The organism is Paraburkholderia sp., from assembly GCF_028283785.1.
Classification (GTDB): domain Bacteria; phylum Pseudomonadota; class Gammaproteobacteria; order Burkholderiales; family Burkholderiaceae; genus Paraburkholderia.
In genome coordinates, this window is sequence record NZ_JAPWKB010000019.1 from 734,784 (window position 1) to 750,399 (window position 15,616).

The window sequence follows — 15,616 nt, forward strand, 5'->3', positions numbered from 1 at the left end:
GGCGAAAATGGGTCTTTGAAGTGGGCTACCGCCGCGCAGCGGGCGGGATGTGCGGGCGCGGACCACCACGCCAAACGGACCGCCGAGTCAAAACGTGCGCGGTCCACTACCCGTTCTGGAAGGACGCCACTCGCTACGAAGTGTCGGTGTAAACGCGCTTTCTTTTGCCTACTTTTCTTTGCGCGAGCAAAGAAAAGTAGGTGCGGTCCCGCACAGGGACGAACCAGGCATACCAGCGCGAAACCGGGACAACCAAACCAGACCACCCCAAACCAAACCAAAACCCACCCCAAACCACCCAGCTTATAATAAGCAACACCCCGCACCGCGAAGATGAAATGCCCGAACTGCTCGCCAATCTGAACCCCGAACAACACGCCGCGGTCACGCTCCCGAACGAACCGGCGCTCATCCTGGCCGGCGCGGGCAGCGGCAAAACCCGCGTTCTGATCACCCGCATCGCCTGGCTGATCCAGCAAGGCCTCGCGTCGCCCGCGACGATCCTCGCCGTTACCTTCACCAACAAAGCCGCGCGCGAAATGATGTCGCGGCTTCAAGCGCTGCTGCCCATCGACACCCGCGGCATGTGGATCGGCACGTTCCACGGCCTGTGCAACCGCATGCTGCGCGCGCATCATCGCGATGCCGGCTTGCCCGCGACTTTCCAGATTCTCGATACCGCCGATCAACTCTCGGCGATCAAGCGCCTGATGAAAGGCCTCAATATCGACGACGAAAAGTACCCGGCCAAAAACCTCCAGTACTTCATCAACAACGCGAAAGAACAAGGCCTGCGCCCGAAAGACGTCGACGCAACCGATAACTTCAATCGCAAATTCGTCGAACTGTACGAAGCCTACGACCAGCAATGCCAGCGCGAAGGCGTCGTCGATTTTCCGGAACTGCTGCTGCGCTGCTATGAGCTGCTCGCGAACAATCCGCCGCTGCGCACCCACTATCAGGCGCGCTTCCGCCAGATTCTCGTCGACGAGTTTCAGGACACCAACAAGCTGCAATACGCATGGCTCAAACTGCTCGCGGATCAGTCGAACGCGATCTTCGCGGTCGGGGACGACGATCAGTCCATTTACGCGTTCCGTGGCGCGAACGTCGGCAACATGCGCGACTTCGAGCACGAATTCAATGTGCGTAACCTGATCAAGCTCGAACAGAATTACCGCTCGCATGGCCATATTCTCGACGCTGCCAATCAGCTGATCGCGAACAATTCGCGCCGCCTCGGCAAGAATCTGCGGACCGACGCCGGACACGGCGAACCGGTCCGCGTCTACGAGTCCGCGACCGATACCCAGGAAGCCAGCTGGATCGTCGAGGAAATCAAGGCGCTGATCGCCACCGGCACGTCGCGCAGCGAAATCGCCATCCTGTATCGCAGCAACGCGCAGTCGCGCACCATCGAACACACGCTCGTCAACGCGGGAATCGCGTATCGCGTGTACGGTGGCCTGCGATTCTTCGAGCGTCAGGAAATCAAGCACGCGCTCGCCTATCTGCGGCTGATCGACAACCCGAACGACGACACCGCGTTCGCGCGCGTGGTCAATTTCCCGACGCGCGGAATCGGCGCGCGCTCGATCGAACAGGTGGCGGACGCGGCGCGTCTGTACAACGTGTCGATGGCGGCGGCGATTCCCTATGTCACCGGAAAAGCCGGATCGAGCCTCGGCGGTTTCGCGAACCTGATCGCGAAGATGCGCGCCGAAACGCAGCAGATGAGCCTTGCCGGATACGGTCGAGTACGTCGTGCGCGTCAGCGGTCTCTCCGACTTCTATCAGAACGAACGCGAAGGTCAGGACCGGCTGGAGAACTTGCAGGAACTGGTCAACGCGGCGGCGGCGTTCGTCGCCGAAGAAGGCTACGGACGTGAGACCCCGGCGCGCTCGATTCCGCTGCGACCGGGTGCGACGTCCGCGCCGGAGATCGGTGTCGCCACCGACGATCCGAACGTGGTCGTGCTCGATGCGCCCGATCTCGCCGATCCCGCGCAAAACCCCGACACGATGACGCCGCTTGCGGGTTTCCTGTCGCACGCTTCGCTGGAAGCCGGCGACAACCAGGCGCAGGCCGGTCAGGAAGCGGTGCAGTTGATGACGGTCCACGCGGCGAAAGGGCTGGAATTCACGTCGGTGTTCATCACGGGCCTCGAAGAAGGTTTGTTCCCGCACGAGAACAGCGCGATGGAAACCGACGGCCTCGAAGAAGAGCGCCGCCTGATGTACGTCGCGATCACGCGGGCCAAGGAGCGTTTGTATCTGTCGTTCGCGCAGAGCCGGATGCTGCACGGTCAGACGCGCTACAACATCCGTTCGCGTTTCTTCGACGAACTGCCCGCCGAAACGCTGAAATGGCTGACGCCGAAGGTCGAGGCGGGCGCACGCTGGGGCGGCAAACAGGATAACGCCGGTTGGGGCCGCGACTGGTTCGGACGCGGCGATCGCGAACGGCAGGGCGGCGCCGGTGGTTACGCCGGCAGTGCGGCGGTGTCGGCGCCGTTGCCCGCGTTCGCGAACGAACAGCGCGCGGCCGAAAGCGGTTTCCGCGTCGGTCAGCAGGTGTTCCACACCAAGTTCGGCGAAGGCGTGATCACGGCGCTCGAAGGCGGTGGCGCCGACGCGAAAGCGCAAGTCAAGTTCAAGCGGCACGGCGAAAAGTGGCTGGCGCTCGCGGTCGCGAAATTGCAGGCGGTCGAATGAGCGGCGCAATCGCGCACGACGATCTCGCGCGCGACGGCGCACCGGTATCGCATCGTCCGCTGGGTATTCTGGCCGCGTTGCCGGAAGAGCTCGGCGACCTGGTCGACGCGATGCGCGGCGAAGCGGGCGTACGCACGATCACGCACGGCCGGCGCGACTATCACCTCGGCACCGTGTACGGCGTGCCGTGCGTGGTGACGCTGGCCCGCGTCGGCAAGGTCGCGGCGGCGGCCACCGTCAGCGCGATGATTCACGCGTTCGATGTCGAAGCGGTGGTCTTTACCGGCGTCGCCGGTGGCGTGGGGCGCGATGTGCGGGTCGGCGACGTGGTGGTTGCGGATTCGCTGATGCAGCACGATCTCGACGCCTCACCGATCTTTCCGTGCTTCGAAGTGCCGTTGCTCGGCGTGTCGCGCTTCGCCGCCGACGCCGCGCTGGTCGCGCAACTGAGCGCCGCGTGCGAGCGTTTCGTCGCCGAAGAGGGTGCGGATCTGGCCGCGCGCTTCGGTACACAGACCGCACGCGTGCATCGAGGCTTGATTCTGAGCGGCGACCAGTTCGTCGCGAGCGCGGCGGCGGTTCAGCGTCTGCGCGACGCGTTGCCCGATTCGCTGGCCGTCGAGATGGAAGGCGCGGCGATCGCGCAGGTTTGCTACGAATACGATGTGCCGTGCGCCGTCGTCCGGACGATTTCCGACACCGCCGATGCGGAAGCGCCCGAGACGTTCACGAACTTCTTGCGTCAGATCGCGGGCACGTATTCGAGTGGGATATTGAAGCGGTTTTTGATGGGGCGCAGCGGGGTGTAAAGCGCTGGGTCAGTGATCGAGTCTGCGGGCATGGCGTACGCGCAGCACTTGCACTTCGTCGGGCATCACCCGATACACCACGATGTAATTCGGTTCGACCACCATCTCGCGTGTACCCGCAATGCGGCCGGTGCGATACCGGTTGAGATGAGCGGAGAGGGCGCCGCCTTTGGTACGGATAGTTTGCGCCAGTTCGATCGCGGCTTGCGGATTGTCCTCGCTGATAAAGTCGATGACCCCAAGCAGTTGCTGGATTGCGCGCGGCAACCACACGACGGTCATTCACGCGCCTTGCGTTTGGGCTTTCTGTCGAGACTCGCGAGCTTTGCGTCGAGCATCGCCATCGCATCGTCATGAGCGATTTTTTCGACGTCGGGGTTATCCGCTTCGGCCAGCGCTTCCAGCACATCCTTTTCGAATTCGGCGGCTTCGTCGGCACGCACGTGCCGGGCCTTCATCTGTGCCGATTGATCCGGCCGCGACCACGCTTTTGCCTTCGGCGCACGCGGGTCCCATTCCTGAAGCGCGAAGCGTCCCGTTTCGACGCCCAGTGCGCGAAGCACTTTCAGCGCTTGCCCCGGGTCGCGGAACACACGCCGTTCGCGCCCAATCGACGTCACGAGTTCGACGAGTCCTGATTCACGGGTTTCCAGTTCGACGTAGAACGTGCCTTGTTCCGCGCGCAACACGGCCGACGACACGCCGCCCGCCTTTACGGCAGCACTGGCCGATGCTAGCGCCCCGCCAACGCGTCCCTCACCATCGTCAGCGCCGACGCATCCTCGATGGTCGGCAGGTCGCCGGGCTCGCGGCCTTCGGCCAGCGCTGCGATCGCGCGGCGCAACAGCTTGCCGGAGCGCGTTTTCGGCAGCATCGACACCAGCAGCACGCGCGCCGGCCGGCCGATCGCGCCCAACTGACGATCCACCGTCTTCATCAATTCACTGGCGAGCTTGTTGCGCGCCTTGTCGTCGGCGAACTGCTGCGCGTCGCGCACGACCACGAACGCAAACGCCACCTGACCTTTGACCACATCGGTGACGCCGACCACTGCCACTTCCGCCACCGCCGCGTGGCTCGATAGCGCTTCCTCGATCTCGCGCGTGCCCAGCCGGTGACCGGCGACGTTGATCACGTCGTCGGTGCGGCCGAGAATCGTCACGTAGCCGTCTTCGTCCTGAATGCCCCAGTCGAACGTCGAATACAGCTGATGTCCAGGCACGCTCGACCAGTACGTGCTGACGAAGCGCGCGTCGTCGCCCCACACGGTTTTCATGCAGCCGGGCGGCAACGGATAACCGATCGCGATCACGCCTTTTTCGCCGGGCGTGCATTCGTCGCCGGTCGCCTCGTTGCGCAACGTGACGTCGTAACCGTAGGACGGCACGCCCGGCGAACCGAGCTTAGGCGGCAACGCTTCGACGCCGCCGGGAATCGCGAGAATCGGCCAGCCGGTTTCCGTCTGCCAGTAATTGTCGACCACGGGTTTGCCGAGCGCGTCGGCGATCCAGGCGGATGTCGGTTCGTCGAGCGGCTCGCCGGCCAGAAACAGCGTGCGCAAACTCGATAGATCCGATTTCTTCAGCAACGCCGGGTCTTGCTTTTTCAGCACGCGCAACGCGGTCGGCGCGGTGAACATCAGGTTGATCCTGTGCTGCTCGACGAGCCGCCACCAGATGCCGCCGTCGGGCCGGATCGGCGTGCCTTCGTACATCACCGTCGTAAGACCGGCGAGCAACGGCGCATAGATGATGTAGCTGTGACCGACCACCCAGCCGATATCCGACGCGGTGAACATCGTGTCGCCCGCGCGTCCCTGAAAGATGTATTCCATCGACGCCGCCAGCGCGACCGCGTATCCGCCGACATCGCGAACCACGCCTTTCGGCTTGCCGGTCGTGCCGGACGTGTACAGCACGTACGACGGTTCGTTCGATTCGAGCCATTCGCACGGCACGTGCGCATCGAAAAACTGTTCGCGAAGCGGTTCGTAGGCGACCAGGTACGTCGCGTTTAGCCGTTCCGGCGCGAGCTGCCGGTCGATCAGCAGCACGTGCGCGGGTTGATGCTTTGCGCGCGCCAAGGCTTCGTCCATCAACGGCGTGTAGTCGATCACTTTGCCGCCGCGCGCGCCGGCATCGGCGGTGACGATCAGCACGGGTTTCGCGTCGTCGATCCGCGCGGCCAGGCTCGGCGCCGCGAATCCGCCGAACACCACCGAATGAATCGCGCCGAGCCGCGCGCACGCGAGCATCGCGAACAGCGCCTCGGGAATCATCGGCAGATACAGCAGCACGCGTTCGCCGCGCTTCACACCGAGCGAGCGCATCACCGCAGCCATCCGGTTGATTTCCGCGTAAAGCTCGGCGTAGGTGTAGCGTCGCTCGATGCCGGTTTCCGTCGACACGTAGACCAGCGCATTCTGCTGCGCGCGATCGGCGAGATGACGGTCCACCGCGTTATGGCACAGGTTGGTCCGCCCGCCGACGAACCACCGCGCAAAAGGCGGATTCGACCGGTCGAGCACGGTGTCGAACGGCGTGTCCCAATGGATGCGCCGCGCCTGCTCGCGCCAGAACGTTTCGGGGTCGTCGATCGAGAGGCGGTGAAAATCGCGGTAGCTGGGCATCGGCGGCGATCCTTCCTGCGGCGGAGTGGAGGGCGGACTGGCGACTGGCGGTGCGCCGGTGCCGCGGCCGGGTGCGTGCGGGCAAGCGTTGCACGTATCGCAAGCGGGGCCGGGGCGTTTCGGCCGCATCGTCCAGTCGGGGACAGCATAAGCACGCGGGCGCGGCGCGGCAACGCGGGTTCACCATAAGGACGCGAACCGGCCGTCCGGCACGCGGCCGACGCGCACCGCGCGGCGGTGTCGCCGGTGCCGGACAGCCAAAGAAAAAGGCGCCGCAGCGCCTTTTTCTGTTTAGCGAACGCCGGGCGTCCGGCGCGACATCGTCACGCGCCGGCCTTCTTGCCTTCGACATCCGGCAGAAGCACCGTCAGCACGCCGAGCAGCGGCAGGAACGAGCACACCTTGTACACATAACCGATGCTGGTGGCATCCGCGAGATGACCGAGCACGGCCGCGCCGATCCCGCCCATGCCGAACGCGAAACCGAAGAAAAGTCCGGCGACCATCCCGACCTTGCCCGGAATCAGTTCCTGCGCATAGACGAGGATCGCCGAGAACGCCGACGCCAGCACCACGCCGATCACGACCGTCAGCACGCCGGTCCAGAACAGGTTTGCATACGGCAGCAGCAGCGTGAACGGCGCAACGCCGAGGATCGACACCCAGATCACGTACTTGCGCCCGATCCGGTCGCCGATCGGCCCGCCGATGATCGTGCCCGCCGCGACCGCCGCGAGGAATACGAACAGATGGATCTGCGCGGCCTGAACCGGCAGATGGAAACGGTCGATCAGATAGAACGTGAAATAGCTGTTGATGCTCGCGAGGTAGAAGTACTTCGAGAACACCAGCAACACCAGCACGCTCATCGCGATCACGACTTTCGAGCGCGGCAGCGTGGGGTGTCCCGCGCCCGCACGGGCTTTTTTCACCGACGGATGCTGTTTGTACCAGCGGCCGATCTGCGTCAGCACGACCATCGCGACCAGCGCCGCGACCGAAAACCACGCGATGCTGCGCTGGCCGTGCGGAATCACGATCAGCGCGGCGAGCAGCGGTCCGAGCGACGAACCGGCGTTGCCGCCGACCTGAAACAGCGACTGCGCGAGGCCGTGACGGCCGCCCGATGCCATCCGCGCGACCCGCGACGACTCCGGGTGAAACACCGACGACCCGCAACCGACCAGCGCCGCCGCGACCAGCAGCACGCCGAAACTCGGCGCAACCGACATCAGCAGCAGACCGCTGAGCGTAAAGCCCATCCCGACCGGCAGCGAATACGGCTTTGGATGCTTGTCCGTGTAAATGCCGATCAGCGGTTGCAGCAGCGACGCAGTGATCTGATACGTCAGCGTGATCAGCCCGATCTGTCCGAACGACAACGAGAAGTTGTCTTTCAGCATCGGATAGATCGCGAGGATCAGCGACTGGATCATGTCGTTGAGCAGATGCGTGAAGCTGATCGCGCCGAGCACGGAGTACACGGTGCGCTGCACCTTCGCGGCGCCGCCCGTGCCGGCAGCGACGGAGGCGGTAGCAGTGGTGGCAGAGGCGGCGGATGCGCCGCCGAGGGCGCTTTTATCGAGGCTCGTTTCCATATCTTTACGTGAGCGGAGAAAGTAGGCGAAAAGTGGGCAAGCCCAGACGCTGACCGGCATCGCGCCGGTGCATGGCCACGCGGCGTGTGCGTCGCTTAAACGCATTGACCGGTGCTTTTTGGTGTTTTTAAAAGTTTAATGTGGCTCGCAACCATTGTAAGGACAATTTTTGTCGCGAATCGGACACGGAGATGCGCGTTTCCGCCGTCGATACGGCACTGAAACAGGGCAAATGACCAGGCGAGTGTGTGGGGCTGTCGGGATATGACGAAAGTCGTGAGTTGTCGTCAGCGCGGGTTCGGGCGATTTTTGGCCATGTATAAAGTGCTGAAGAAATGTGCGGCTCACGAAGCTGCGCGGGGGAGCCGGGTTAGAACGCCGATACTAAAGATCGCGTCGCAGATTGCCGATGACCCGGAAGAGAAGCGGAAATGCCGGAACGACCATCCGGCCGCTAGAAACGTGGGGAATAGAAAAATGAAAGCAGTGTCGCTGGGGAAGCGCGCGAGCGCGGGATTTATTGCGGCTGACGAATCGGCGGGAGACATGCCGCACGCGGCGCAAGCGGGCGAACTCACGGGCGGACGGGGCGTGTCGGTGAAAACGACGTTGCGTCTGGCGTTTGCCGTGCTGCTGATCGGCACACTGGCGATCGGCGTGTTTTCGCTGACGCAGGTGAGCCGTCTGAACGGCTCGATGCAGTCCATCTACGATCAGGGGCACGTCGCGAGTCGCGCAGCGGAAGAGGTGCGCGGGCACATGTTGCGTGCGAGCCGCGCGCAAAAAATGCTGTTGACGGCGACCACGGCGAAAGAGCGCGACGAACTTGGCGCGGACATCGACAAGGATCTGTCCGGTCTGTCGACGGAAATGGGCACGTTGCAGCAGTACGTGGACGTGAAGAATGCGGCGTCGGTTGCGCAGCAGAAGAAGTTCGCCGCGGGCGTGGCCGAATGGAGCGACCATTTGCGTGCATTCGTGACGCTGGTGAAGACCCAGCCACTCGATCTGTCGCAAATGGGCTGGCAGGTCGGCATGCAGGACGTGTCGTTGCTGGTCGAAACCGGCAAGCTGGAGAAGAGCGTCGACGAACTGGTGGCGCAGCGATCGGCTGCCGCGAAAGCGACGCTGCAGGCCTCGAATGTCATTTACCGTTCGTCGTTCGTGATGATGGCCGTGATGACGGTCCTGCTGATCGTGCTCGCGTTTTTCGTCAGCGAATGGGTGGTGCGGCGTCTTTCGCGTCAGTTGGGCGGCGAGCCGGTGTACGCGAAGGAGATTGCGAGCCGGATCGCGTCGGGCGATCTGTCGAGCGACATCACGCTGGCGCGTAACGACCGTTCGAGCATGCTGTCGGCGTTGGGCGACATGCAGAGCCAGTTGTCGACGACGGTCTCGGACATTGCCGCGAGCGCCGATGCGATTGCGACCGCTTCCGGCGAGATCACGATGGGCAATCTGGATCTATCGAACCGTACCGAGCAGCAGGCGATGGCGCTGGAGCGCACCGCCAGCAGCATGGAGCAACTGACATCGACAGTGCGTCAGAACGCGGACAACGCGAAGCAGGCGAGCACGTTGGCGAACAATGCGTCGGAGATTGCGGAGAAGGGTGGCGCGGTGGTGAGCCGGGTGGTCGCGACGATGGGTCAGATCAACGAGAGCGCGCGCAGCATTGGCGACATCATTGGCGTGATCGAGAGCATTGCGTTCCAGACCAATATTCTCGCGTTGAACGCAGCGGTCGAAGCCGCGCGCGCGGGCGAGGAAGGGCGCGGTTTTTCGGTGGTGGCCGGTGAGGTGCGCAATCTGGCGCAGCGCAGTGCTGCCGCGGCGAAGGAGATCAAAGGTTTGATCAACGCGTCGGTGGAGCGGGCCAACAGCGGCTCGACACTCGCCGTGGACGCCGGCGCGACGATGGACGAAGTCGTGAAGGCGGTGAAGCGCGTGACGGACATCATGGGGGAGATTTCGGCGGCTTCCGCCGAGCAGTCGGCGGGGATCGAGGAGATTAACCTCGCGGTTAGCCAGATGGATGCGGGGACGCAGCAGAATGCTGCTTTGGTGGAGGAGGCTACCGCTGCGGCGCGGTCGCTGGATGATCAGGCTAGGGTTTTGAAGGGGATGGTGGGGCGGTTTGTTTTGTAGTTGGGTTTTGGTTTTTGGTTTCTGGTTCGGTCTGGTTTGATTGTCCCGGTTTCGCGCTGGTATGCCTGGTTCGTCCCTGTGCGGGACCGCACCTACTTTTCTTTGCTCGCGCAAAGAAAAGTAGGCAAAAGAAAGCGCGTTTACACCACCACTTCGTAGCGAGTGGCGTTTATTCATTATCGGGTAGTGGACCGCGCACGATTTGAGTTGCCGCACCGCTTAAGCTAGTGACAAGGCAGTCATTAGTTCCGGCTGTTCGCTCCGCGACAGCCGACGGGCACAGCCCCGTCTTTATCTCTCAGCGCCCTTCGCGCGCTGCACTTCGTCCGTTGCAACACCCATTTTCCTGGCAGGCGCTGGTCTGGTCGCGTGCGCAAAATTCCAGGCCAATCTGACCGTAGAAACCATCGTGAATATGGACGGATCATCTGGCGTAAACGGGGCTTCGGTGCGGACGCCGGAGCCGTCGAAGCGGCGTGCAAATGACGTGACGAAAATAGGTTTTGAAGCAGGCTACCGCCGCGCAGCGGGCGGGATGTGCGGGCGCGGACCACCACGCCAAACGGCACGCCGAGTCAAAACGTGCGCGGTCCACTACCCGAAAAATACTAGACGCCACTCGCTACGAAGCGCGAGGTAAACGCGCTTTCTTTTGCCTACTTTTCTTTGCGCGAGCAAAGAAAAGTAGGTGCGGTCCCGCACAGGGACGATCCAGGCAAACCAGCGCGAAAACGGGACAACCAAACCAGACCAGGCAAAACCAGGCAACCCCAAACCTCAACCCTTAACCACAACCGTACAAGTCGTCCCAGCCGACAAAGTCACACCATCGGGCACCGAATCAATCCGAACCCTCACCGGCACGCGCTGCGCCAACCGAACCCAGTTAAAAGTCGGATTCACATCCGCCAGCAACTCCTTGCTCTCCGGATTATCGCGATCGTAAATACCCCGCGAAACGCTCTCGACGGTTCCCTGCAACACGCCACCGCTCATCAACCGGATCTCGGCTTTCTTCCCAACCTGAACCCGCGGCAACTTCGTTTCCTCGAAGTACCCGTACACCCAGAACGAGTGACTATCGACCACCGCAAGCTTCGCCGTGCCCGCAATCGCGTAATCACCGCGATACACGTTCAGGTTCGTCACATACCCGTCAACCGGTGCCACCACCCGCGTGCGCGACAGATTCAACTTCGCTGCGTCCAGTGCTGCCAGCGCCTGCTGATACGACGCTTCCGCGGCCGATGCAAAACTCGTCGCGTTCTCGCGGCTTTCGCGTGAAACCACCAGCGAATCCATGTCCGCACGACGCTTCGCATCGTCACGCTTCATCTGCAAATTGGCCTTCTGCGCGGCGACGGCGGCCTCCGCCTGCTCGACGGCAATCTGATAGTGCGACGGATCGATCTGCATCAACAGATCGCCTTTCTTCACCAGCTGATTGTCGTGCACGGGCATCTCCACCACGGCCCCGGAGACGTCCGGCGCAATGTTGACGACCTCGGCGCGTACGCGGCCGTCGCGGGTCCACGGTTCGTCCATGTAATGGACCCACAACGCGCGCCCGATCAGGATCGCAATGATGAAAATGACGGCTGTCGCAACGAAGCCAATAAGATTTCGGATGGTCATGATTCGACTCGATTCAACGATAAACGGCGAGACCGAGCACGCCGCACACACAAACAAGCAAACTGGCCCGGAACAGGGATGGATGCCACACGACGCGATACAGACCCGTCCACGCAATCACGCGGTCAAGCATCCAGGTCAGCACGGCCCCGGCTACGAACAGCAGCACGATGGCGGGCACGTACGCGTCGAAGACGGCAATCTCACGCGGCATGACGAACTCCCTCTGATGCGCTCGCCGGGCCGCTCGCCAGACTTCCCAGCGGCGATTGCGGATCCAGCAGCGCAGTACGTATGAAATGCAGATGACTCAGAATCCGCTGCAACTGATGTCGCTCGTCGCGCGGTGGCGTAAACGTCGCCAGGACCTGCTGAACGGCGGCGATCGCGTCGGCGGTCGCGGATAACGCCCGGTCCAGCCGCGTCGCGGTCGGCCGGTCGAACAGCGACGCCACTGCATCGCGCATCGATCGCGTCGCCACGCGCCACGGCATCGACGCGGCATACCGCGGATCTTTCGGCAAGGTCGCGATCTCGTGTCGCAGATCGATTATCGCGTTGCCCACTTCGAGCACCGCAAACAGCCAGCGCAAGGTGTCGCGCTTTTCGTCGGCTTCGGACGCCAACGCGTTGATCTGGAACATCAGGTCGCGCGCGCCGCTTTCGAAACGCGAACGCAGACGCAGCATCCGGCCACGACACGCGAGCACCACCTGACGCCGCAAATCGCTCGACAACCGCCTGCGCAACCACGGTGTGGACGGCGGCAGCAGCACGGCAAAGGCGATAAACGACACGATCATCGACAGCACCAGCGCAATCCCGTCGTTCATCAGCGCGCTTGGATCGTAGTGAATCACGTTGTCCGGTCCGACCAGCGTGCTGAAAAACACGCAGTAACCGAAGCCGTAACCGAGCGTCGCCGGACGGGTGGTCAGATACACCCCGATCAGCAGGAACGGCGTCAGCCCGGCGCACAGCATCACGAAACCGTCGATATGCGGATACACGGCCAGCTCGACGATCATCGCCATCACGGTCGCGAGCATCGTGCCGCAGGTCATCTGAAACACCATCCTGGTCGGACGCGGCGCGGAAGCGGCCAGCCCGCACACGGCGGCGGCGTTCAGCACCAGCGTCACGCCGCTCGGCCACGCGGTCGCGAGCCAGAACGCGCCGAGCACGATCATCACGACCACGGTGCGCAAGCCGGCCACGCTCGATGCGATCAGATTGGTCTTCGGCTCGTAACGCTCGATCCAGCGTTCCCGTTCGTGCGTATCCACCGCGAGCGATGCATAGGTCGATGCGTACGCGTGCAGGTCGTCGATAAAGCGGTACAGCAGTTCCGACGCGGTGTCGAAATCGAGCAGCGGCACGTCGGCATCGAGCGCCAGCGCGGCGCGCGTGTCGCGAATCCGGTGCGGCAATTCGGCCTTGTACGTGTCGAGTTGCGCGGCGGCGTGGCTCGCGTCGGCGGCGGTCAACACCGGTTCGCCCGACTTCGCCAGCAACGGCGCGATTTCCTTGAAATACGGTTCGAGTGCATCGACGGTCGCCATCGCGTTCGCGTGACGCAACCGGTTCATCAACTGATGCAGCGCGTGAAAACGCGTCGAGGCGGTCATGAATTCGCTGTTCAGCCGCTTCAGGCGACCGCCGCGCATCCGCGCGTCGGGGCTGTCGAACACCGCCATGCTGCGGGTCGCCTCGAAGCCGACCACGTCGGCGACGAAGCGGGCATTCGTCGCCTCGATCGTCGCGCGGTCGCCCTTGCCCGCGAGCGACGCCGACACGTATTCGACGAACGCGGAAAAGCGCGCGCGGACTGTCGAGCGCATCTGCTCGCCGACGTATTTCGGCAGCACGAGACCGCTGACCACGCCCGAACAGACGATCCCGAGCGTCACTTCCGCTACCCGCGTCATCGCGGTGATGAACGCGGTGTCCGGATGTTGCGACGCCGGAAAGCCGATCAGCGCGGCCGTGTAGCCCGCCAGCACGAAACCGTACGAGCGGAAATTGCGATTGCGCGCCGCGCCCGCCGTGCAGATGCCGACCCAGATCGCGGTCGACACGATAAACAGTTCGGGCGTCTGCGAAAACAGGCTGATCAGCACCAGCATCACGATCAGGCCGACCAGCGTGCCGCAGATCCGGTAGAAACTTTTCGCGAAGACCGCGCCGCTTTGCGCCTGCATCACGATGAAAGTGGTCGTCATCGCGGTGCGCGGTTGCGGCAGATCGAGCTTCATCGCGATGCCCAGCGCGAGAAACGCCGCGCACAACGCCTTGAACAGATAGATCCACGTCTGGCCGTCGGTGCGCGCCCAGTCGGCGGCCGCGGCGGCGAACGTCGCGAGCGATCCTTGGGCCGGCGCGCTGGAGGAGGAGGCGGACATCGTCGGCTCCGGTTAGCGGACGGCCGCAGTGGACGCCGCAGCGTCGGCCGTAGCGGTTGCCGTTGCGTTTGCGTTTGCCGTTGCGGCAGGCGCCGACGCCGCGTTCGACGCCTTCGCGGCCTTGCCCTTGCCGTGCGCGGGCAGCGTCTCGTCGGCTTTGGGACCGTCGGCCGGACCGGCGAGACCGCCGCCCAGCGCCGTCACCAGCGACGCACGCGCGCCCAGACGCTCGGCCTGGATCTTCGCGACGCCTTCCTGCGAGCGCAGCAATTGCGTTTGCGCGATCAGCACGTTCAGATAGTCGGTCAGACCGCGCCGATAGCCTTCACGCGACAGGTCGTAATTCTTGCGAGCCGCCGCGACCGAGCGCTCGGCATCCTTCTGTTGCGTTTCGAACGAACGGATCCGGATCACCTGATCGGAAATATCCTTCAGCGCGCTGACGATGGTCTGGTTGTAATGCTCGACCGCCTCGTCGTACGACGCCGATTGCGCGCCGAGTTGCGAACGCAGACGACCGCCATCGAAGATCGGCAGCGACATCGCCGGTCCGGCGCTCCAGCCGTTGTTCATCGCGCGCACGAAGTTGAACAGCGGACCGGCGGCCGCATAACCGCCCACCGACGCGAGCAGGTTGATATCCGGATAGAAATTCGCCTTCGCGACGTCGATGCCGCGCGCCTGCGCTGCCACGGTCCAGCGAGCCGCGACGATGTCCGGCCGGTGGCCGATCAGCTCGGCGGGCAAGCTCGACGGCAGACCCGGAACGTCGGTCAGTGCGAGCGTCGGACGGGTGATCGAATCGCCGGCGCCCGGACCCTTGCCGGCCAGCGCGGCCATCTGGTTGCGACCGAGCGCGATCTCTTCTTCGATCGCGTCGATCTGGCGTTCGTATTCCGGCATCGGCGTTTCGGCCTGGCTCACTTCGAGCTGCGTGCCGAGTCCGCCTTTCAGACGACGCGTCGCCAGATCGACGACCTGTTGCTGTTGCGCGAGCGTCGCCCTGGCGATATCGAGCAGCGCGTAGTTCAGCGACATGCTGATATACGTGCGCACCACGTTCGCCTCGAGTTCGAGCTGCGCCGCGCGCAGATCGGCGGCGCTGGCGTGCGCCATGTCGAGCGCGCGTTCGGCCGCGTTCTTGTCCTTGCCCCACACGTCGAGGTGATAGGACAGCGCGAGCGTGCCCGTGTTGTTGTACGTGGTCGTGTCGGCGAGCGAGCCGGGACCGTAATAGATGTTGTCGGCCCAGTGCTGGCGTTGCAGCGACATGCTGCCGTTCACCTGCGGCGACAGCGCCGACTTCGCGACACCGGCCATCGCGCGGGCTTCGCGCACGCGGGCAGCGGCGACGGCGAGCGTCGGATTGCCGTTTTGCGCGGCGTCGATCCACGCGTCGAGCTGCGGGTCGTTATACGCACGCCACCAGTCGACGGCGGGCCATTGCGCATCGGCGTTGGCGGCACGAATCGCAGCGCCGGCGTCGAGCGTCGACGGTTCGGTCGTGTGGGATTCCGGGGCGACGCCTCCGGTGCTCGCGCAGCCGGCGATTATTAAACAGATTGTAAGAACCGCCGAAATTGCGACCCTTTTCTGAACCGGAGACTGCACGATTTGCTCCCTAAATGACTATGAAACCCGTGGCGTCATTATATTTTTCGATCTATTTATGAATAACCC

The 15,616-nt window shown here is 63.5% G+C and carries 10 protein-coding genes and 1 pseudogene; 3 read left to right on the forward strand and 8 right to left on the reverse strand.

Going from position 1 to position 15,616, the window contains the following annotated elements; translation table 11 throughout:
* Positions 1-338: 338 nt before the first annotated feature.
* Together PW947_RS25625 and PW947_RS25630 are read left to right on the forward strand one after the other, a co-directional pair.
* Positions 339-2,715 (forward strand): annotated as a pseudogene (locus PW947_RS25625) (UvrD-helicase domain-containing protein).
* Positions 2,712-3,524, forward strand: coding sequence for a 5'-methylthioadenosine/adenosylhomocysteine nucleosidase (locus tag PW947_RS25630; RefSeq protein ID WP_299635183.1), 813 nt, complete (start codon positions 2,712-2,714; stop codon positions 3,522-3,524). Before PW947_RS25625 ends, PW947_RS25630 begins: the two are co-directional and overlap by 4 nt.
* Before the next feature lie 9 nt (positions 3,525-3,533).
* Here the strand turns inward: PW947_RS25630 and PW947_RS25635 are convergent, their stop codons facing one another.
* The 4 genes from PW947_RS25635 to PW947_RS25650 form a co-directional block, all read right to left on the reverse strand.
* Positions 3,534-3,806, reverse strand: a complete 273-nt coding sequence (locus PW947_RS25635) for a type II toxin-antitoxin system RelE/ParE family toxin (protein WP_299635184.1) — start codon at positions 3,804-3,806, stop codon at positions 3,534-3,536.
* Positions 3,803-4,225 carry a hypothetical protein gene (locus tag PW947_RS25640; RefSeq protein WP_299635185.1) on the reverse strand — a complete coding sequence of 141 codons (423 nt, stop codon included), beginning with the start codon at positions 4,223-4,225 and terminating at the stop codon, positions 3,803-3,805. Before PW947_RS25640 ends, PW947_RS25635 begins: the two co-directional genes overlap by 4 nt.
* 32 nt (positions 4,226-4,257) lie before the next feature.
* Complete coding sequence (locus tag PW947_RS25645) at positions 4,258-6,153, reverse strand: propionate--CoA ligase (protein WP_299635186.1); 1,896 nt, start codon at positions 6,151-6,153, stop codon at positions 4,258-4,260.
* A gap of 323 nt (positions 6,154-6,476) precedes the next feature.
* Positions 6,477-7,751, reverse strand: coding sequence for an MFS transporter (locus PW947_RS25650; protein WP_299635187.1), 1,275 nt, complete (start codon positions 7,749-7,751; stop codon positions 6,477-6,479).
* A gap of 477 nt (positions 7,752-8,228) precedes the next feature.
* Here PW947_RS25650 and PW947_RS25655 point away from each other — a divergent pair, with 477 nt between their 5' ends.
* The gene (locus tag PW947_RS25655; protein ID WP_299635188.1) at positions 8,229-9,899 is read left to right on the forward strand and encodes a methyl-accepting chemotaxis protein; all 1,671 of its coding nucleotides are present in this window, start codon (positions 8,229-8,231) and stop codon (positions 9,897-9,899) included.
* Between the two features lie 777 nt (positions 9,900-10,676).
* Here the strand turns inward: PW947_RS25655 and PW947_RS25660 are convergent.
* Genes PW947_RS25660 through PW947_RS25675 form a run of 4 tightly spaced genes read right to left on the reverse strand, consistent with a single transcriptional unit; the run spans position 10,677 to position 15,547 of the window.
* The gene (locus tag PW947_RS25660) at positions 10,677-11,534 is read right to left on the reverse strand and encodes an HlyD family secretion protein (RefSeq protein WP_299635189.1); all 858 of its coding nucleotides are present in this window, start codon (positions 11,532-11,534) and stop codon (positions 10,677-10,679) included.
* Between the two features lie 13 nt (positions 11,535-11,547).
* Complete coding sequence (locus PW947_RS25665; RefSeq protein WP_299635190.1) at positions 11,548-11,748, reverse strand: DUF1656 domain-containing protein; 201 nt, start codon at positions 11,746-11,748, stop codon at positions 11,548-11,550.
* Positions 11,738-13,936 carry an FUSC family protein gene (locus PW947_RS25670; protein WP_299635191.1) on the reverse strand — a complete coding sequence of 733 codons (2,199 nt, stop codon included), beginning with the start codon at positions 13,934-13,936 and terminating at the stop codon, positions 11,738-11,740. Before PW947_RS25670 ends, PW947_RS25665 begins: the two co-directional genes overlap by 11 nt.
* Before the next feature lie 12 nt (positions 13,937-13,948).
* Positions 13,949-15,547 carry an efflux transporter outer membrane subunit gene (locus tag PW947_RS25675; protein WP_299635192.1) on the reverse strand — a complete coding sequence of 533 codons (1,599 nt, stop codon included), beginning with the start codon at positions 15,545-15,547 and terminating at the stop codon, positions 13,949-13,951.
* Between the last annotated feature and the right edge of the window lie 69 nt (positions 15,548-15,616).